The sequence below is a fragment of the Dorea hominis genome (genome assembly GCF_014287705.1).
In the GTDB taxonomy this organism is placed as follows: domain Bacteria; phylum Bacillota; class Clostridia; order Lachnospirales; family Lachnospiraceae; genus Dorea_D; species Dorea_D hominis.
In genome coordinates, this window is sequence record NZ_JACOOY010000006.1 from 145,692 (window position 1) to 165,861 (window position 20,170).

The 20,170-nt window shown below is 42.2% G+C and carries 17 protein-coding genes; 12 read left to right on the forward strand and 5 right to left on the reverse strand.

All coding sequences use genetic code 11. The features are described 5' to 3' along the window. Positions 1-112: 112 nt before the first annotated feature. Positions 113-601: a QueT transporter family protein gene (locus H8S07_RS06470; RefSeq protein ID WP_117537923.1), complete on the reverse strand. Its 489-nt coding sequence runs from the start codon at positions 599-601 to the stop codon at positions 113-115. A gap of 625 nt (positions 602-1,226) precedes the next feature. Between H8S07_RS06470 and H8S07_RS06475 the strand changes: the two genes are divergently transcribed. The 9 genes from H8S07_RS06475 to H8S07_RS06515 all read left to right on the forward strand — a co-directional run bounded on the left by H8S07_RS06475 (position 1,227) and on the right by H8S07_RS06515 (position 12,252). After that, positions 1,227-2,852: an Ig-like domain-containing protein gene (locus H8S07_RS06475; protein ID WP_158570029.1), complete on the forward strand. Its 1,626-nt coding sequence runs from the start codon at positions 1,227-1,229 to the stop codon at positions 2,850-2,852. A 375-nt stretch (positions 2,853-3,227) separates the two neighbouring features. Further along, positions 3,228-4,133: a quinolinate synthase NadA gene (nadA, locus tag H8S07_RS06480; RefSeq protein WP_021860620.1), complete on the forward strand. Its 906-nt coding sequence runs from the start codon at positions 3,228-3,230 to the stop codon at positions 4,131-4,133. 36 nt (positions 4,134-4,169) lie between these two features. Beyond that, entirely contained in the window at positions 4,170-5,360 is a 1,191-nt protein-coding gene (locus tag H8S07_RS06485; protein ID WP_186855700.1) for an L-aspartate oxidase, read from the forward strand. Positions 5,361-5,371: 11 nt separating this feature from the next. Beyond that, the gene (gene nadC, locus H8S07_RS06490; protein WP_186855701.1) at positions 5,372-6,223 is read left to right on the forward strand and encodes a carboxylating nicotinate-nucleotide diphosphorylase; all 852 of its coding nucleotides are present in this window, start codon (positions 5,372-5,374) and stop codon (positions 6,221-6,223) included. Between the two features lie 99 nt (positions 6,224-6,322). Continuing rightward, positions 6,323-7,714 carry an asparagine--tRNA ligase gene (asnS, locus tag H8S07_RS06495; protein WP_186855702.1) on the forward strand — a complete coding sequence of 464 codons (1,392 nt, stop codon included), beginning with the start codon at positions 6,323-6,325 and terminating at the stop codon, positions 7,712-7,714. A gap of 70 nt (positions 7,715-7,784) precedes the next feature. After that, positions 7,785-8,474: a VanR-ABDEGLN family response regulator transcription factor gene (vanR, locus tag H8S07_RS06500; protein ID WP_021860624.1), complete on the forward strand. Its 690-nt coding sequence runs from the start codon at positions 7,785-7,787 to the stop codon at positions 8,472-8,474. Next, on the forward strand, positions 8,464-9,702 hold the full coding sequence (locus H8S07_RS06505) for a sensor histidine kinase (RefSeq protein WP_021860625.1): 1,239 nt from the start codon (positions 8,464-8,466) through the stop codon (positions 9,700-9,702). Before vanR ends, H8S07_RS06505 begins: the two co-directional genes overlap by 11 nt. Next, on the forward strand, positions 9,608-10,708 hold the full coding sequence (locus H8S07_RS06510) for a metallophosphoesterase family protein (protein WP_186855703.1): 1,101 nt from the start codon (positions 9,608-9,610) through the stop codon (positions 10,706-10,708). Before H8S07_RS06505 ends, H8S07_RS06510 begins: the two co-directional genes overlap by 95 nt. A 2-nt stretch (positions 10,709-10,710) precedes the next feature. Continuing rightward, a complete protein-coding gene (locus H8S07_RS06515; protein WP_186855704.1) occupies positions 10,711-12,252 on the forward strand; it encodes an ATP-binding protein in 1,542 nt (513 codons plus the stop codon). Positions 12,253-12,386: 134 nt separating this feature from the next. Here the strand turns inward: H8S07_RS06515 and H8S07_RS06520 are convergent, their stop codons facing one another. The 4 genes from H8S07_RS06520 to murC all read right to left on the reverse strand — a co-directional run bounded on the left by H8S07_RS06520 (position 12,387) and on the right by murC (position 17,122). After that, entirely contained in the window at positions 12,387-13,571 is a 1,185-nt protein-coding gene (locus H8S07_RS06520) for a ribose-phosphate pyrophosphokinase (protein WP_021860628.1), read from the reverse strand. Continuing rightward, entirely contained in the window at positions 13,558-14,583 is a 1,026-nt protein-coding gene (locus H8S07_RS06525; RefSeq protein WP_117537901.1) for an ATP-binding protein, read from the reverse strand. Before H8S07_RS06525 ends, H8S07_RS06520 begins: the two co-directional genes overlap by 14 nt. Before the next feature lie 22 nt (positions 14,584-14,605). After that, the gene (locus H8S07_RS06530) at positions 14,606-15,607 is read right to left on the reverse strand and encodes a DnaD domain protein (protein ID WP_021860630.1); all 1,002 of its coding nucleotides are present in this window, start codon (positions 15,605-15,607) and stop codon (positions 14,606-14,608) included. 138 nt (positions 15,608-15,745) lie between these two features. Next, the gene (murC, locus tag H8S07_RS06535) at positions 15,746-17,122 is read right to left on the reverse strand and encodes a UDP-N-acetylmuramate--L-alanine ligase (RefSeq protein ID WP_118288319.1); all 1,377 of its coding nucleotides are present in this window, start codon (positions 17,120-17,122) and stop codon (positions 15,746-15,748) included. Positions 17,123-17,352: 230 nt separating this feature from the next. On the opposite strand from murC, the gene H8S07_RS06540 reads away from it, so the two are divergent. Genes H8S07_RS06540 through spoVG form a run of 3 tightly spaced genes read left to right on the forward strand, consistent with a single transcriptional unit; the run spans position 17,353 to position 20,060 of the window. Further along, on the forward strand, positions 17,353-18,627 hold the full coding sequence (locus tag H8S07_RS06540; RefSeq protein ID WP_186855705.1) for a glucose-1-phosphate adenylyltransferase: 1,275 nt from the start codon (positions 17,353-17,355) through the stop codon (positions 18,625-18,627). Beyond that, positions 18,624-19,742: a glucose-1-phosphate adenylyltransferase subunit GlgD gene (glgD, locus tag H8S07_RS06545; RefSeq protein ID WP_021860633.1), complete on the forward strand. Its 1,119-nt coding sequence runs from the start codon at positions 18,624-18,626 to the stop codon at positions 19,740-19,742. Before H8S07_RS06540 ends, glgD begins: the two co-directional genes overlap by 4 nt. A 42-nt stretch (positions 19,743-19,784) precedes the next feature. Further along, positions 19,785-20,060 (forward strand): septation regulator SpoVG, encoded by a 276-nt coding sequence (gene spoVG / locus H8S07_RS06550; RefSeq protein ID WP_021860634.1) that lies wholly within the window; start codon positions 19,785-19,787, stop codon positions 20,058-20,060. The last annotated feature ends 110 nt before the right edge of the window (positions 20,061-20,170 follow it).

Sequence of the window (20,170 nt, forward strand, 5' to 3'; positions counted from 1 at the left end):
CGTAGAGTGTTGCAAGCTGTCTACGTTCCACTCCGGTCGTTGCTAAACGAGCGTCACAGGCGCTCAGCAACGCGCTCGGCGCGAGAATGTGCCAAGGCACATTCTATTTTATTTATGCATTTTGAAATACGATATGTTTGTATTTGTCCAGCGCATATGCAAGGATCAGTCCGAGTATACCACAGGAAATCACTTCGCCGATACCTACCGTCAGCATCATGAACGGAATTGGTAAAGTTACACCGTAGCCATAACGCAGAACGAATGGAACAACAATAATATTTGCAATGATTGGTGGAAGTGGTGCGAGGATGCGGTTCTGGTTGCGAAGCTTCCATGTAAAGAAAGCACCGATCAAAGTGGCAAGACTTCCGAAGATGATATCCGGAAGGATTGCTCCGCCTAAGATGTTACCGATCAGGCATCCGACAAATAATCCTGGAACGGCAGCCGGAGTAAAGACCGGAAGAATTGTAAGCGCCTCCGAAATACGAACCTGCACTTCTCCGAACGAGAAAGCTGCACCGACATAGGTGATGACAACATAGATGGCAGCAATCATGGCAGCCTGTGTCATGTAAGTGATGTTTTTGTTTTTCATTTTTCATATCTCCTTTAGTTTTGTTTTACGAGTGGAAGGTCACGAACACTCGATTCATTTTCGCGCAGCAATGAGTCAGGCGGCATGCTTGCATGAATGTCTGACGAATGCCACGGAGGCATATACAGTTGGTATATGGCCTACGCCGGAAATCGGCGGTCAACCCAATAAGACCTTGTTTTTGTGGGGTTATAACGGGTGATAGTATAGCATATCCGGCGGCAGGATTCAAGCGGGAAGGGCAGTGAAACGCACACTTATTCATGAATTTTTAAATTTTCATACCATATTCTAATGAAATTTACATATTGTATTGCAAAAATACATATGATATAACGCCAATAGGCAAAAAGATAATGCTATTCCTAATTCTGGTGTGGAAAGGCTTAACTCCACAGGCTAATTGTCACTATCTAACCATTTGATGATGTAGTGGCAAACTACACCAGCCGCAACAGAATGTTGAACATGTTGAAAAAATATCACTATAGATTTCCTTTATAACGTTTATTATAATTATAAATTTGACTTGTACAAGCATGCTTTCTAATATGGAAGATATAAACATACTAGGCTTATAGTGTGCTTATAATCCTACAAAAAGAGGAAAGGAAGGATGGATGTTATGAAAAAATGTGTAAAACGTCTCGCACTGTTCGGCCTGATGATGGCTGTTGCATTTTCTATGATTCTGCCAACAACCACTAACGCCGCAGCAAAGAAGCCAACCAAGATTACATTGAAGGCTTCTAAAACAACTGTCACTGTTGGCAGTAAAACAAAAGTGAAAGTGAAAACTGTAAAGCCAAAGAGTGCTTCTAAAGCAGTTACTTTCAAATCAAGCAACAAGAAAATTGCTACTGTTACATCAAAAGGTGTTGTAACAGGTAAAAAAACAGGAAAAGTCAAAATTACAGCAGTTTCAAAGAAGAACAAAAAGGTAAAAGCTTCTGTTAAGATTACTGTAAAGAATCCGGTAGCAAAATCTCTTAAGATTGCCGCATCATGCACAAATGTATGCGAAGGAGGAACATGTACGGTATCTGTTACATCTGTAAATCCGAAACTTGCTTCCAAAGCTGTTACATATTCTACAAGCGATAAAGACATCGCAACTGTAACTCAGAAAGGTCTTGTTTCAGCTCAGAAAAAAGGTACTGTAACTATCACAGCTACTTCTAAGATAAACAAGAAAGTAAAAGCTTCTGTTAAACTCAACGTTGTATACGCTCAGTCCGGTACTGTTAAAAATACAGTTGACATGTCTAACAAACCGGCTGGAAAAGTTGCCAAAGTATGGCTTCCGGTTCCTACAAGTGATGACAACCAAAAGATTACAAATGTAAAAGTTGATGCCCCAAAAGCAACAAAAGTTATAAAAGCAACGAAAGACTCTGCCGGAAATACAGCATGCTATATCGAATGGGATGCTTCTGTAGTTCCTGCTGATCGTACAGCAACACTTTCTTATCATGTAACAAGAAAAGAAGTTGTACGTCCGAACTTAGTTGAAAAAGGATCTGTAGACAAAGCTAAATTTGCTGAATATCTGAAAGAAACAGAAAAGAGCGGATCTTTTAAAGAAGGAAGCATTGTAAAAACACAGGCTGACAAGATTGTCAAAGATGCCAATGCAAAGACAGTTCTTCAGAAAGCAAAAGCTATTTTCGATTGGGAAGTTGCAAACCTTCATCGTGATAATTCCGTAACAGGATGCGGTCTTGGTGATGTTGAAAATATCCTTACAACAACAAAAGGTGGAAAATGTACAGACCTTAACTCTGTATTTGTAGCACTGTTACGTGCAGAAGGAATCCCGGCAAGAGAAATGTTCGGTATCCGCATTAATGCAGCTGATATCACAGGAAACCAGCACTGTCGTGCACAATTCTACTTACCTGGAACAGGATGGGTAGAAGCGGATCCTGCTGATGTATTAAAACAGGCTCTGACTGACGGAAAGAGTAATACAGACGCAGACTGGAACTCTTATGTCGAACCAGTAAAAGACAAATACTGGGGAGGAAATAACGAGAAATGGGTAATGCTTTCTATAGAAAGAGATATCACATTATCTCCGGCACAGAGTGCAAAAGCTGCCACCGGTGGAATCCTGAATGCTGATGGAACACTTAATAACTTCGGATATCCTTATGGAGAATTTGATGGTGAGTATGTATCTTGCTACAACGCAAAAGATTTCAGCTATACTTACACATTTGCAGAAGATCACAACCGCGACTGCTGCTAATTATTATAAGCGATAAAAAAATAGCCTCACTGTGAATTTGAAGTTCACAGCGGGGCTTATTTAGTGCAAGATTTCTTCAATAATAGCAGATTTAATTCTATAAGTTCATTATATGTTATTTCGACAGTCAATCATAAATCCGGAAGCATTTGCATCTTCATCAGGATTTTGTATAGAGGCAATATAATCCTGTATAAGGGAAATTCTTAGTGTTAATATGAAACAACGGTCAGGTATGCGATATTTATTGCATACCTGACTGTTGTTTTATATTAGTAATTATATGTGTAAAGTCTTGAATAATACAAGTGTCTTGTCACCTGTAAGACAGTATGGTATAATAGTATGACTTTAAATAAACGAGGTGACGGAGCAATGTCAGTAATTGAAGAGATAAAGAAATTAAAAAAAGAAAAGAACGCAGTGATCCTGGCTCACTATTATGTGCCGGCGGAAGTGCAGCAGATAGCAGATTATATCGGGGATTCCTTTTATCTGAGCAGAGTAGCGGTAGATCTGGACGCACAGCTGATCGTATTCTGCGGTGTTGGATTCATGGGAGAGAGTGCGAAGATCTTAAGTCCTCATAAGACCGTACTAATGCCGGCAGCAGATGCAGACTGCCCGATGGCACATATGGCAGATGTGGAGACAATCCAGAAGGTGCGTGCGGAATATGATGACCTGGCGGTTGTCTGTTATATCAACTCTACAGCAGAGCTTAAGAAATATTCCGATGTCTGTGTTACATCTTCCAATGCAGTGAAGATTGTAAAAGCACTTCCACAGAAGAACATTTTCTTTATTCCGGATCGTAATCTGGCACACCACATTGCAGAGCAGGTGCCGGAAAAACATTTTATATATAATGAAGGCTTCTGTCCGACACATGAGCGGATGGAAGAGGATGAAATTCTTGAACAGAAAGCTTTGCATCCGGAAGCAGAAGTGCTGGCACATCCGGAATGTAACCAGGGGGTATTGAAGCATGCGGATTACATAGGCAGTACAAAAGGAATTATCCAGTATGCGACAGCAAGTGAGAAGGAGGAATTTATCATCTGCACAGAAGAAGGTGTCGGATATGAGCTTAAGCGTCAGAATCCGGAGAAACAATTTTATTATCCAAAGAGTGTTCCGGTATGTCCGAATATGAAGAAGGTTACATTGGACAAGGTTCTGCATGTCCTTCAGACCGGAGAGAATGAAGTACACGTTGATGCAGAACTTCGTGAGAAGACGAAGCTTCCGCTGGAGCGTATGTTACAGCTTGCAAAATAAAAAATTGCTCTTGCTATATAATTAGGAGGGATAAGAGTGAAAGAGAGAAAAGTGGATGTGGTTATCGTCGGAACCGGAGTATCCGGTCTATTCCATGCGTTGAATCTCCCGGAAGATAAGCGGATTCTGATGTTGACAAAGGCAGATTTAGAAAGTAGTGATTCATTTCTGGCACAGGGAGGAATCTGTGTAATGAGAGATGAGACAGACTATGATAGTTATTTTGAAGATACAATGAAAGCCGGACATTATGAAAACCGGAAAGAATCCGTAGACATTATGATCCGCAGTTCCAGAGAGATCATTGATGATCTGGTATCTTACGGAGTAGATTTTGAGAAGAAGAACGGCGAGTTCTGTTATACAAGAGAAGGTGCACATTCCAAACCGCGTATTCTCTTCCATGAAGATATTACCGGAAAAGAGATTACGAGCAAACTGCTTGCTCAGGTTAAGAAGAGAGTGAATGTCGAGATTCTAGAATATACAACAATGACAGATATTATAGAAGAAGCTGGTAAATGCTGTGGCATTTATGCGGCAGAGCAGGATGGAGATCAGTTAAAGATCGAAGCGGATTATACGATTTTTGCAAGCGGTGGTATCGGTGGTCTGTATGAACATTCTACGAATTTCCCGCATTTAACAGGAGATGCACTGGAGGTTGCGAAGAAACATGATATCCGTCTGGAGCATCTGGACTATGTGCAGATCCATCCGACAACATTATATTCCGAGAAGCCGGGCAGACGTTTCCTGATCTCCGAATCTGTACGTGGAGAGGGCGCTGTATTATATAATAAAGATAAAGAACGTTTTGTAAATGAATTGCTGCCGAGGGACGTTGTGACAAAGGCAATCCAGGAGCAGATGGCAAAGGATGGCACAAAATATGTATGGCTTTCTATGGAACACATTCCGGAAGAGACAATTTTAAAGCATTTTCCAAATATTTATGAGCATTGTCTGGAAGAAGGCTATGATGTGACAAAAGAATGTATTCCGGTAGTTCCGGCGCAGCATTATTTTATGGGCGGTATCTGGGTAGACCGGAACAGTCATACATCGATGGCACATTTATTTGCAGTAGGAGAGACAAGTTGCAACGGTGTACATGGAGCGAACCGTCTTGCAAGCAATTCACTGATGGAAAGTCTGGTATTTGCGAAGCGTGCGGCGAACTGCATTACGGAAGAATATGCACGGATGGAAAAAGAGACAGCGTAGGAGGAACAAAGATGAATAAGATTTCAATGACACTTCAGGCAGATCATCTGATACTGGAGGCGTTAAAAGAAGATATATCAAGCGAAGATGTCAGCACGAATGCGGTGATGCCGGAGGCGGTAGACGGAGAAGTGGAACTGATCTGCAAGCAGGATGGCGTGATCGCAGGACTGGATGTTTTCAAACGGGTATTTGAACTGCTGGATGCAGATACAGAAGTGACTTTTTCCTGCAAAGACGGAGATGAAGTGAAAAAAGGACAGCTGATGGGAAAAGTAAGAGGAGATATCCGCGTACTGTTATCCGGAGAGCGTGTGGCGCTTAATTATTTACAGAGAATGAGTGGAATCGCAACGTATACACATACGGTGGCGGGTTATCTGAAAGGAAGTAAGATCAAGCTTCTGGATACAAGAAAAACAACGCCGAATATGCGTATTTTTGAGAAATATGCAGTCCGCACAGGCGGTGGATATAATCACCGGTATAATCTGTCCGATGGTGTGCTTTTGAAAGATAACCATATCGGAGCAGCCGGAAGTGTGACAAAAGCGATACAGATGGCAAAAGCATATGCGCCGTTTGTACGCAAGATCGAGATAGAAGTTGAGACGCTTGACATGGTTAAAGAAGCGGTGGCAGCAGGGGCAGATATTATCATGCTGGACAATATGACACCGGAGCAGATGAAAGAAGCAGTCGCATATATTGACGGCAGAGCCGAGACAGAATGTTCCGGCAATGTAACAATGGAAAATATCCAGAGAATGACAGATGTCGGAGTGGATTATATTTCCAGCGGTGCACTGACACATTCCGCACCGATCCTGGACATTTCACTTAAGAATCTGCACAGGATTTAAATAGGTATGAGACTTTAAAAACGGGTCGCAATATGTTATAATACCAAGAGCATATTGCGGCTATTTTTGTCGCTGTACAGGAAAAGGAGTTAAATTAGCATGGAATTGATTTCAATCAGAGATTTATACAAGAACAAAGAAAACTATCTGGATAAGACCATCACGATTGGTGGATGGGTTCGCAGCATCCGTGATTCAAAGACATTTGGATTTATTGTAGTGAATGACGGAACATTTTTTGAACCACTGCAGATCGTATATCATGATAAAATGGAGAATTTCACAGAGATCTCCAAACTGAATGTCGGTGCGGCAATTATCGTAACCGGTACACTGGTAGCAACACCACAGGCAAAACAGCCATTTGAGATTCAGGCAGATACGATCGAAGTTGAAGGTGCATCAGCACCGGATTATCCGCTTCAGAAGAAGCGTCACAGCTTTGAGTATCTCAGAACTATTTCGCATCTGAGACCGAGAACGAATACATTTCAGGCTGTATTCCGTGTGCGTTCACTGACAGCTTACGCAATTCACAAGTTCTTTCAGGAGAGAGGATTTGTATATGTGCATACACCACTGATCACAGGAAGTGACTGTGAAGGAGCAGGAGAGATGTTCCGTGTGACAACACTTGATATGGAGAATGTACCGAAGACAGAAGACGGGCAGGTAGATTATTCACAGGATTTCTTCGGCAAGGAGACAAGTCTTACTGTAAGCGGACAGCTCAACGGTGAGACATATGCACAGGCATTCCGCAATATTTACACATTCGGACCGACTTTCCGTGCAGAGAACTCCAATACAACAAGACATGCAGCAGAGTTCTGGATGATCGAGCCAGAGATGGCATTTGCAGATCTGGATGATAACATGATTCTTGCAGAGTCTATGTTAAAATATGTCATCAATTATGTACTGGAGAATGCCCCGGAAGAGATGAAGTTCTTCAATTCATTTGTTGACAAAGGACTTTTAGAGAGACTGCAGAATGTCGTATCTTCTGATTTCGCAAGAGTGACTTATACAGAAGCAATTGAGATCCTGGAGAAACACAATGATAAGTTTGAATATAAAGTATCCTGGGGCACAGATCTTCAGACAGAGCATGAGCGTTATCTGACAGAAGAGATCTACAAACGTCCGGTATTCGTAACCGATTATCCGAAGGAAATCAAAGCATTCTACATGAAGATGAATGATGATAATAAGACGGTAGCCGCTGTAGACTGTCTGGTTCCTGGAATCGGTGAGATCATCGGAGGAAGCCAGAGAGAGGATGATTATGACAAGCTGCTTGCACGTATGAACGAGATGGGACTTAAGGAAGAAGACTACAAGTTCTATCTGGATCTTAGAAAATACGGCTCTACCAGACATGCAGGATTCGGTCTGGGATTTGAGAGATGCGTGATGTATCTGACAGGTATGGGAAATATCCGTGACGTGATTCCATTCCCAAGAACAGTCAATAACTGCGAACTGTAAGATTTAATTACTAATTGGGGACGGGGCTTTTTGAGAAATGCCCCGTCCCCTGGTTTTCAGGAGGGATTGTATGAATATATTAGTAGTGGATGATGAGAAAGAGATTGCAGATGTAATTGAACTGTATTTACAAAATGATCAGTATCAGATTCTGAAGTTTTATACAGGGCAGGAGGCACTGGACTGCATTAACAGCACGAAGATTGATCTTGCAATTCTGGATATTATGCTACCGGATGTGGATGGTTTCCAGATTTTAAAACAGATCCGGGAGAAATACACATTTCCGGTGATTATGCTGACTGCAAAGACGGAATATATGGATAAGATCACAGGGCTTACACTGGGGGCAGATGATTATATTCCGAAGCCGTTCAATCCGCTGGAGCTTGTTGCAAGAGTCAAGGCACAGCTCAGACGTTATACGCAGTACAATGAAGGCAGTAAAGACACCGGAGATATCATTGATTTTGCCGGACTTTTATTAAACCGAAAGTCTCATGAGTGTGTTTACAATGAAGTTCCGCTGACATTGACACCGATTGAGTTTGATATTCTCTGGCTGCTCTGTGAGAACAAAGGCAAAGTCATAAGCTCAGAAGAATTATTCGAGAAAGTATGGCACGAGACTTACTATAAGAACAGCAACAACACGGTGATGGTGCATATTCGTCATTTGCGGGAGAAGATGAACATACCGACCGGCAAATCTGATTTCATAAAGACCGTATGGGGAGTGGGATATAAAGTTGAAGAATAATTATCGGAAACTCAAATTCAGTATATTATTGCAGACGGTATTGGTAACGGCACTGACCGTGCTGGTAGGTGGATTTATTCTGCGCTATATTATCGATGGACCGTATAATGACAAATTCAGCAAGTTTTTCATTAAATATCTGAAAGACCTGAATATTGATGAATCAACAGCGATTCATTTATACTGGAAATTGATCGGAGACAATAAGACCTTTTTCATGGTTGTCGGTTTCCTGCTTTTATTTGCGCTCTTTTTCTATATTGCGCTCTCAAAGATGACAAAATATCTGGATCAGGTGGGAGACGGAATTGAAAATATTGTATCAGACTCCAACGAACCGGTGCATCTGATCACGGAGCTCAAGCCAATTGAGATCCGTCTCAATGAGATCAAGGCAACGATTAAGAGACAGGAACTGGAATCGGAAGAAGGCGAGAAACGGAAAAATGATCTGGTGCTTTTCCTTGCACATGATCTGAAAACACCGCTGACGTCCATCGTAGCTTATCTTACGATGCTGGACAGCCATCCGGACATGTCAGATGAAGAACGGGAAAAGTACATTCACATCGCATTAGAGAAATCTCTGCGGCTTGGCGATCTGATCAATGAATTTTTTGATATTACCCGCTATAATCTGCAGGACATAGAGTTGGAACCGGTTGAGATTAATTTATCTCTGATGCTGGAGCAGATTGCGGACGAACTGTACGGCGTACTGCAGGACAAGAATCTGTGTTGTGAAGTGGAAGTGGAAGAAAATCTGGAAGTGACCGGAGATCCGGATAAGCTTGCCAGAGTTTTTGATAATATTTTAAGAAATGCAATTGCATACTGCTATGCCGGAACGAAGATCCAGATCTATGCACAGAAAAAAGAAGATGACGTAGAGATTGTATTCAGCAATGAAGGGGATAAGATTCCGGGAACAATGTTGCAGACAATTTTTGAGAAATTTTACCGTGTGGACGGTTCGAGATCCAGCGGTACCGGTGGAGCCGGACTGGGGCTTGCGATCGCGAAGGAAATCGTAGAACTGCACGGTGGGCATGTGCGTGCGAAGAGCAACGATCAGAAGACAGAATTTATTGTAACACTGCCTTCAAAGAAGGAGCAGGAGGAAGGAGAAGAAGATGAAGTTTCTGCACCTCGCGGACATACATTTAGGGGCAAGTCCAGACCTGCCAAACGGACTCGCAGAGAAAAGAAAAAAGGAGATCTGGAATAGTTTCCGCAATGTGATCGAGAAATGTGAGCGGGAGAAGATAGATCTTTTACTGATTGTGGGAGATCTGTTTCACAGACAACCGCTGCTTCGTGAATTAAAAGAGGTCAGTTACCTGTTTGGAAAATTGACAAAAACACAGGTGGTTCTGGTTGCAGGAAACCACGATTACATAAAAAAAGATTCTTATTACCGTACATTTCACTGGCAGAAACATGTGCATATGATATCGGCAGATGAGCCGCAGTGTATCGAACTTCCGGAGATCAGTACATCTGTCTGTGGGTTTAGTTACCATTCGCGGGAGATAAGAGAACGTCTGGATATCAGCCAGTTGAAAAAGGGAAGACAAAAATACGAAATTTTGCTGCTGCATGGAGGAGATGAGACACATGTTCCATTTAACAGAGAGGATCTGCGGCGCGTAGATTATGATTATGTGGCACTCGGACATATTCATAAGCCACAGACTGTGATAGATGGGAAAGCGGCATACAGTGGTGCGCTGGAACCAATCGATAAGAATGATACCGGAAAGCATGGTTTTATCAAAGGTGAAATAACAGATGAAGGCTGCAGGATACGTTTTGTACCGGCAAGTGTCAGACGTTACATCCATGAGAAAATCACAGTGACACCGCAGTTTACCAATCAGGAGCTGCAGGAGCGAATAGAAGCATGTATCCGCGAACAGGGAGAACAGCATTTTTATAAATTTATACTGACCGGCTTCAGGGATCCTGATATTATGTTTGAGACGGTTCGGAGATTTTCTCCCGGTGACAGCTTATACGGTCATCCGGCGTTTGGAAATGAACATGGATGGAATATACTGGAAATCGCTGATCGGACAACGCCGGCATATGATTTTGGGCAGCTTATGAAACAGCATAAAGAAGATATCCTGGGGGCATTTATCGAAGAATTATCAGAATATCCACAGGAAAGCATACAGTATCGTGCGCTTTGTGAGGGAGTACAGGCGCTGATGGATACAAGAAGGGGTTAGTTATGCGTATACGAGAGATCTGGATGAAGAATTTCGGGCGTTTTGCAGATCGCAGAATTACTGTAAATGACGGCATACAACTGTTTTATGGAGAAAATGAAGCAGGTAAATCAACGATTCACACATTCCTGAAAGGGATGTTATTTGGGATGGAGCGAAAGCGTGGACGTGCTTCAGCAACTGATGAAAGCCATCTGTATGAACCGTGGGAAAATCCTAATTACTATGCAGGTGTGTTGCGATTTGAAGCGGGAGGCAAGACATTCTGCCTACAGAGATCATTTGAAAAAACAGGGAGAAAGGCAGAATTGTTCTGCGAGGAAGACGGAGAAGAATTTTCGGTAGAAAATGGAGATCTGGAAATGCTGCTCGATGGGCTGACTGCTTCAGGATACGAGAATACAATATCCTGTGGGCAATTGAAAGTAACACCGGATGCTTCACTTGGAACAGAGCTTCGCAATTATGCCACCAATGCTTGTGCGCAGGATAAGGGAGACATCGATCTGGGGGCGGCATTTGCCCGCTTGAAGGAACGGAAAAAGGACATAGAACGCCGGATAAAAATAAGACTGGAAGAACGACAGAAAAAGCAGGAAATTACGGAGCAGGAAGCATCCTATGTATGGACAGATATCCATAAGTACACCGAAGAGAAGAACCGCATCAGTGAAGAACTGGCACTCCGGGAGATGGAAAAACAGAAAAATAAAAGAGACAGTCTGGCTTATACAGAAGAAGTTTCCAAATGGCGGATTCATCCGATGGAGCTGATCGTATTTGTTCTTTTGATTATTTCCCCATTATTTATTGTGTCAAAACCGTGGAATTATCTGATGGCGATCATCATTTTCCTGTGCTGCCTGATTTATATCTGGAATCGGATGAAAGTAAGTAAACGTAAGGAAAAAACAGAGCCGGAGATTCTACTTGAAAAGATCCGACCGGAAGAAGAAAAAGCATCCAGAGAGAAACTGCTCTGGGAACAGAACCGCATAGAAACAGAATTGAAAGAGAAACAGACACAATATGAAAATCTGAAAGAACAGCTGGAAGAACTAGATTTGACAGATGATGTTATTGAGAGATTACAGCAGACGAGAGACGCGGTTACGATGGCGTATGAACAACTGGAAGCTTTGTCGGGAAGACTGCGCGAGCAGACGGACAAGTTGTTAAATGGCAGAGTATCTGAGATTGTCTGTGCGTTTACAGGTGGAAAATACGAGCGGCTTTTTGTAGACGAAGACACGCGAATTTATCTCATTACAGAGGACAGGAAAATCCGGATAGAACAGGTGAGCCGTGGAACAGCGGAACAGATCTATCTTGCACTTCGCATTGCGTCCGCAGAATTTCTCTATGAAGAAGAATTTCCACTGATTCTGGATGATACATTTGGATTTTATGATGAGAAACGTCTGGCAAATACATTACAGTGGCTTGCAGAAAATAAAAAACAGGTGTTGATCTTTACGTGTCAGAAACGGGAAGAAGAACTGCTTAAGAAAATGCATATTCCGTATAATAAGGAAAATGTATGATGCCATAAAAAAGAGCTTCCAAGCAGATATAAACAAATCGAAGAAGTATGTTATCTCGTGGTTAGAGAAGGATACTTAAAAACTGCGGGGAAGCTCTTTTTGGCTATATGATTCTAAATGTGAGAAGAGATGATTTAAATCTCTTCTCCTCTTTTATATTTCTCGACAACGTGCTGGATTCTTTCGTTCGGGGAAAGAATGCTGCTGACAGAACCGTCATGGTTCAGTGTGTCGATCAAGAGTGCGATATATTTACTCATATCACAGTTGATATAGTAAGGGCGCTCAAGAAGTTCAGGTGTCTGATAGATCAGATTTGTTGTCAGGATACCATCAATAGTACCTTCTTCGTATGCCTGGTCGAATTTGTCCAGTCCGTTTGTGAACAGTCCGAATGTTGCGGCGGCAAAGATACGTTTTGCTTTGCGGCGTTTTAACTGTCTGGCAACATCTAAGATACTGTCACCGGAAGAAATCATATCATCTAAGATGATTACATCTTTTCCCTCAACAGAAGAACCAAGGAACTCATGTGCAACGATCGGGTTGCGTCCATCTACGACTTTTGTATAATCACGTCTCTTGTAGAACATACCCATATCCAGATTCAATACGTTGGCAAGGTAAACAGCACGACCGGTAGCACCTTCATCCGGGCTGATCGCCATCATATGTTCGCTGTCGATCTGGAGATCTTTATATTTGCGTAAAAGTCCTTTTACAAATTGATAGGTAGGACGAACGGTTTCAAATCCACTGAGCGGGATTGCATTTTGTACACGCGGATCATGTGCATCAAAAGTAATGATGTTGTCTACACCCATGCGTACTAACTCCTGCAGAGCAAGTGCACAGTCCAGAGACTCGCGTCCGCTTCTCTTGTGCTGGCGGCTCTCATAAAGGAATGGCATGATCACGTTGATACGACGACCTTTTCCGCCAACGGCTGCGATGACACGTTTCAGATTCTGGAAATGATCATCCGGAGACATATGGTTTGTATGTCCACTCAGGGAATAAGTCAGGTTATAATTGCATACATCAACCATTAGATACAGGTCTTTACCGCGGACAGATTCACCAATAATACCTTTGGCTTCTCCGGAACCAAAACGCGGAACCTTTGCATCAATCAGGTAATTGTCTCTTTCATAACCTTTGAATACTACATCATTTTTAAATTCGTGGCTGTCTTCACGACGCCAGTTTACGATGTAGTCATTAACTCTTTTTCCCATCTCCTGACATCCGTCAAGGGCAATGATTCCAAGAGCTCCAACAGGTATATTATCCAGAACACGTTCGTTACGACGTAACATCTTTTGTACCTCCTAGGTTTAATAATTTTTTTTGGATGCGAATATCATCTCCGGTCAGACGAAGCATTGTATAACTGCTACTGAGCCGGGAGAAAATTCTTTCTGAATAGATGTTTTTGATATCATCTAATGCCAGATTCGTAGAAATAATCGTAGATTTCCGGCGTAAAATACGTTCGTTCAGACACGCAAACAACTGGGAAGATGTAAAACCATTTGCCATCTCTGTGCCGAGATCGTCAATGATCAGAAGATCACAGTTGTAAATGTAATTGGTGTCCGGGGATTCCTCATCGTAAGAATCTGAATCCTTTTTGCCAAACGTATTCTCAGCAAGTATATCAAAAAAATGCTTGGAAGAAAAGTAGATGACAGAATAAGCAGCATCTATCAGCTCTTTGGCAATACAGTTTGACAGAAATGTCTTGCCGACACCGGTGTCTCCATATAATAGTATGTTCCGAAAATCCGTGGAAAATGTATCTACAAATTCATGACATGCATGTAGAGCAGTCTTCATAGAATCCAGAGAGGATCGTCCTGTTACCGGATCTATGTGGTTGCGTGAGTAATAATCCAGAGAAAGTGTAGAAAAATTCTCGGATTTTAAAATCTCCTGCAAGTTTGACTGTGTATATAATAAATCCACAATTGCTTTTTTGAAGCAGTGGCATTTATTCGTTCCGATATAGCCCGTGTCTTTGCAGTCCGGGCAGAGATAATGCGGCTCCAGATAATGTGCCGGATATCCATGTGATTTGAGTAATTCTTTCTTGCGGGCAGATAAGGTATGTATCTCTTGTTTTAAATCTGCCAGAGCAGAAGTCTCGCCATTTAACAGAAGTCTCGCCTGCCGGATACTGGCAGAAGAGATGGCGTTATCTATTTCTGCAAACTCAGGGATCGCCTGTGTGACGCGTTCATAGCGCTCTTGTACCTGATGGACGGCGTCCAGCTGGCGCTGCTCATAGATGCGCATCAGTTCATTGTACTGTGAATTTGAAAGTGCCATAAAGAAAATCTCCCTTGTCTGCTTATTGCTGTATCAGTCTGCGCTCCAGATCGTTCATGTCATAAGAGCGGTTTTCAAAATTGTTAAACTTATTCCTTCCGGAAGGTTTGGAAGGCTGCGTTGTCTGCTGTCTGGCTTTGTCTGCTTTCGCACGTGTAAATGCGGCATCCAGAACAGAGACGTCTTCTAAAGTGTGGACGTTTTTCTTATACCAGTTCTTCAGAATAGAATCTGTATATTCAAAATTCGGCTGATGGATCATATTCATGGTTCGGTCACATGCTTCCAGAATGATTTCCAGAGAAAAAGCATATTCTTCGTGCCACTTGCGGATATATGCGATCTCAGATGCTGCAGGAGCACGTCCTTTGATTCCGTAAGCATTCAGAATAGAATAGCAGTTCTTGTTATAAAGAACAGAATTGGTCTTTGCCTGTTCTGCAGTGCGGATATCCTGACTGTGCCAGGATAAAGCAACTTTCTGGATGTAATGGATACTCTTATGTCCGTTTTCAACACAATATTCGATTAGATACTCGATCAAATCAGCTGACATCTGTAATGTCTCATAAAAATATGTAATCGCATTAATATCTGTAGCAGATAAAGTCTTGCCAAGATACTGTTCAGCTACAAAAAGTAATTCTTTAAATTCCTTGCGGTTACCATGCTTTCTGGTGTTCACAGACTTGTCCGTGCCCGAAACCGGTGCAACAGTCAGCGAAGCTTCTGATGGAGAAACTTCAGCTTGTAAAGAACGGTCCGGAGCTTCTTCTTTGTATTCGAGAAGTCCCTGACCTTCCCAGTATTTGAAAGCGCGTAAAATATCTTTCTCCGTACACTCTAAAAGATCAGCTAGTCTGGACGGAGCCGGCAAAGAGGCAGACTCGTCCAGGTGGCGAAGAAGCATAAGATAAACTTTTACATATTCTCCATTTGCTTTTGGCATATACCGGTCAATGAATTCGTTCTCCAGAACCGTAACTGTTTTTTTTGCCTGATTTGTTAAAGTCAGTGTTTTCATACCCGCCTGATGAGCCTCCTAATGTCTTTCAAATGTTGCAGGATCATTATAACATCAGTTGACCGGGCAAAAAAGAAATTTTTAAGCCAAAAATCAGGTTTTTTGTGGATAAAATCCTGTGGAAAATGTGGATAACTCTTACTTAACGAGCGTTTCCCCAATGTTTACAACGTCTCCGGCTCCCATAGTTATCAACACATCACCTTTTTGACAATGTTCGCGACAGAAGTTTTCAATCTCTTCAAAAGAAGGAAAATAATATACATCTGCACCTTTTTCAGCGATTGCGTCTGCAAGGTCTTTGGAAGAGATGCCGAGTGTGTCTGTCTCTCTTGCGGCATAAATATCTGCAAGGATCACATGATCCGTATGAGATAATGCTTCAGCAAATTCCGGGAAGAGAGCCTTGGTACGTGTATAAGTGTGAGGCTGGAAAATACACCAGATCTCACGGTGTGGATAATGTTTTGCAGCAGTCAGGGAAGCAGTGATCTCTGTCGGATGATGTGCATAATCATCAATGACAGTGACGCCGTCAAATTCACCTTTGTATTCAAATCTGCGGTTTGTACCGTGGAAATCTTTCAGTCCCTGTCCGGCCGTCTTCGGATCGATTTTCAGAATATCAGCCACAGCAAGTGCTGCCAGTGCGTTAGATACGTTGTGATCTCCGTTGACAGAGAGTGCGATTCTTGTTACAAACTCTCCATTTTTCACGAAATCGAAAGAAGCCTCTCCGATCTGGTCGTGAAGAATATTTGTTGCACTGTAGTCATAAGAACTGTCCGGACCATAAGTTACAACACGGCATGCAAGCCCGTCTGTGATCTCGTGAAGCTCCGGAATCTCACCATTAATAACAAGTGTGCCGTCTGCCGGCAATAGCTCAGCAAACTTGCGGAAAGAGTGACGGATATCCGCAAGGTCTTTGAAGAAATCCAGATGATCCTCATCAATGTTCAAAATAACTCCAATCTTCGGGAAGAAATGCAGGAAACTGTTCGTGTATTCGCATGCTTCTGTAAGGAAGATTTCGGAATTACCGACGCGGATATTACCACCGATGGCTTTTAAAATACCGCCGACAGAAATCGTTGGATCCATCTCGGCACTTAAAAGAATGTGGGAAAGCATGGAAGTTGTTGTTGTCTTGCCATGGGTTCCGGATACAGCGATCGGAGTATCATAATTAGTCATTAACTGTCCGAGGAGTTCGGCACGGCTCAGCATAGGAAGTCCTTTCTGGACTGCTGCCTGATATTCCTCGTTGTCTGCATGAATTGCTGCCGTGTAAACAACAACATCAATTCCTTCTATTATATTAGAAGCTTTCTGTCCGTAAAAAATAGTGACGCCGGCTTTCTCAAGCTGTTCTGTAAGCGGAGAACGTTTGTTATCTGATCCGGAGATTGTGAAATGTTCTTCCAAAAGAACTTCTGCCAGACCACTCATGCTGATTCCGCCAATTCCAATGAAGTGTACGTGTACCGGTTGTTCAAAATTGATTTTATACATAAGCTACCATCCTTAGTTTTAATGCTCCGGCGGGTTGCCGGAAAGTGTTCATAATTTACTTACTTCTATCATATTATTATAAACATATCTGGCAAAAAAACCAACCTAAAATTTCTTGGTATATTTTCATAAAAAGGTCACGAAACGTTTACTAAAATTGTGAAAAATGTTCGCGGAAGGATAAATATATGCTATAATAAGATAATAAACGACTGTGAAGGGGTGAAGACATGAGAAAGAAGGAAATGATAGCAATGCTTCTGGCAGGCGGACAAGGCAGCAGACTTGGAGTCCTAACTGCTAAAGTTGCAAAACCTGCAGTAGCTTTCGGAGGAAAGTACCGGATTATTGATTTTCCTCTGAGTAACTGCATTAATTCTGGAATTGACACCGTGGGAGTACTGACACAGTATCAACCGCTTCGATTGAATGCTCATATCGGAATCGGAATTCCGTGGGATCTGGACAGAAATTATGGTGGAGTAACGATTTTACCACCATATGAGAAGAGCACGAGCAGTGAATGGTATACCGGAACTGCGAATGCGATTTATCAGAATATTGATTACATAGAGACTTTTCATCCGGATTATGTACTGATCTTATCCGGAGATCATATCTATAAGATGGACTATGAAGTTATGCTGGATTATCACAAAGCGAATAATGCGGATGTGACGATCGCAGCGATGCCGGTGCCGATGGAAGAGGCAAGCCGATTTGGAATCGTGATCACAGATGATGATGGAAGGATCACAGAATTTCAGGAAAAACCGGAGAAGCCGAAGAGTAATCTCGCATCTATGGGAATTTACATTTTCAGTTGGCCGGTGCTCAAAGAAGCATTGCATACGATGAGAGATGAGTCTGGATGTGATTTTGGTAAACATATTATTCCATATTGTCACAGAAAAGGTGAACGCTTATTTGCTTACGAGTACAATGGTTACTGGAAAGACGTAGGAACGCTTGGTTCTTACTGGGAAGCGAATATGGAACTGATCGATATCATTCCAGAGTTCAATCTTTATGAAGAGTTCTGGAAGATTTATACAAACAGTGGCATCCTGCCGCCACAGTATATTTCCGAACAGGCAGTGATCGACAGATGCATTATCGGTAATGGATCAGAAATTTACGGTGAAGTTCACAATAGTGTTATCGGATCTGGTGTTGTGATAGGAGAAGGAACCGTTGTGAGAGATTCTATCATTATGAAGGATGCAGTAATCGGCAAAAACTGTGTTGTGGACAAGGCGATTATCGCAGAGAACTGTAAAATCGGTGATGAAGTTGTAATGGGAATCGGAAGAGATGTACCGAACCGCCTGAAACCGTCCGTATATTCTTTTGGACTGGTAACGATTGGAGAGAATTCGGCAATCCCGGAAAAAGTACAGATTGGAAAAAATACTGCGATCAGTGGTAAGACAACGGCAGAGGATTACCCGGATGGCGTACTGGACAGCGGAGAGACTTTGATAAAGGCAGGTGAACGGGTATGAGAGCAGTAGGAATTATTCTAGCGGGTGGCAACAGTTATAAGATGAAAGAACTTACACAGAAACGTGCAGTGGCAGCAATGCCGATCGCAGGAAGTTACCGGGCGATTGATTTTGCACTCAGTAATATGTCCAACTCACATATTCAGAAAGTGGCAGTTTTAACACAATATAATGCCCGTTCGTTGAATGAACATCTGAATTCCTCCAAGTGGTGGGATTTCGGAAGAAAACAGGGCGGACTTTATGTATTTACCCCGACAATCACAGCAGATAACGGATACTGGTACAGAGGAACCGCAGATGCGATTTACCAGAATCTTGATTTTTTGAAGAGATGCCACGAACCTTACGTTATCATTACATCCGGCGATGCGGTGTATAAGATGGACTATAACAAGGTTCTGGAATATCATATAGCAAAACGCGCAGACATTACGATCGTGTGTAAAGAACTTGCTCCAGGAGAGGATGCGAGCCGGTTTGGAACATTGAAGATGAATGATACGATGCGCGTGGAAGAATTTGAAGAGAAGCCGATGGTGGCTAAGTCCAACACTATTTCCACCGGGATTTATGTGATCAGGAGAAGACATCTGATCGATATGATCGAGCACTGTGCGGAAGAGGACAGACATGATTTTGTGACCGATATTCTCATCAGATACAAGAATCTGAAGAAAATATATGGTTATAAAATAAAAGACTACTGGAACAGTATTTCGACCGTGGATGCATATTATCGGACGAATATGGATTTCCTGAAACCGGAGGTAAGAAACTACTTCTTCAAGGAACAGCCAGATGTGTATTCAAAGGTAAGCGACCTGCCGCCTGCAAAGTATAATCCGGGTGCGGTTGTAAAGAACAGTTTGATTGCAAGTGGAAGTATTATCAATGGTACCGTCGAAAATTCTATATTATTTAAGAAGACATTCGTCGGAAACAATTGTGTAATTAAAAATTCTATCATTCTGAATGATGTTTATCTTGGGGACAATACTTATATTGAAAACTGTATTGTAGAAAGTCGTAACACCATCAGAGCGAACACAAGGCATGTAGGGGAAGATGGTGTGAAAGTGGTCATCGAAAAGAACGAGAGGTATGTGCTGTAGAAAGATTACAGTACAGCGGCTGAAAGAAAGGGGCTAGAACAAATGCAGATTACAGATGTACGAGTGAGAAAGGTAGCAAAGGAGGGCAAATTAAAGGCGGTTGTCTCGATCACAATGGATGAAGAATTTGTCATTCATGATATCAAAGTGATTGAAGGCGAGAAGGGACTTTTCATTGCTATGCCAAGCAAGAAGTCATTGGACGGAGAGTACCGTGATATTGCGCATCCGATCAATTCCGGAACGAGAGAGCGTATCCAGAATATTATTCTTAGCAAGTATGAAGAAGCAATGAGTAAAGAAGTTATGGAAGCGTAGCCGCTATCATATAAACTGATTAAGAAATGAAATGTTTAAGGACGGAAGAAATGCATCTCTTCCGTCCTTAAAATTTTTCTTGTAAAAGAGAAAGAATCATCGCACTTTAG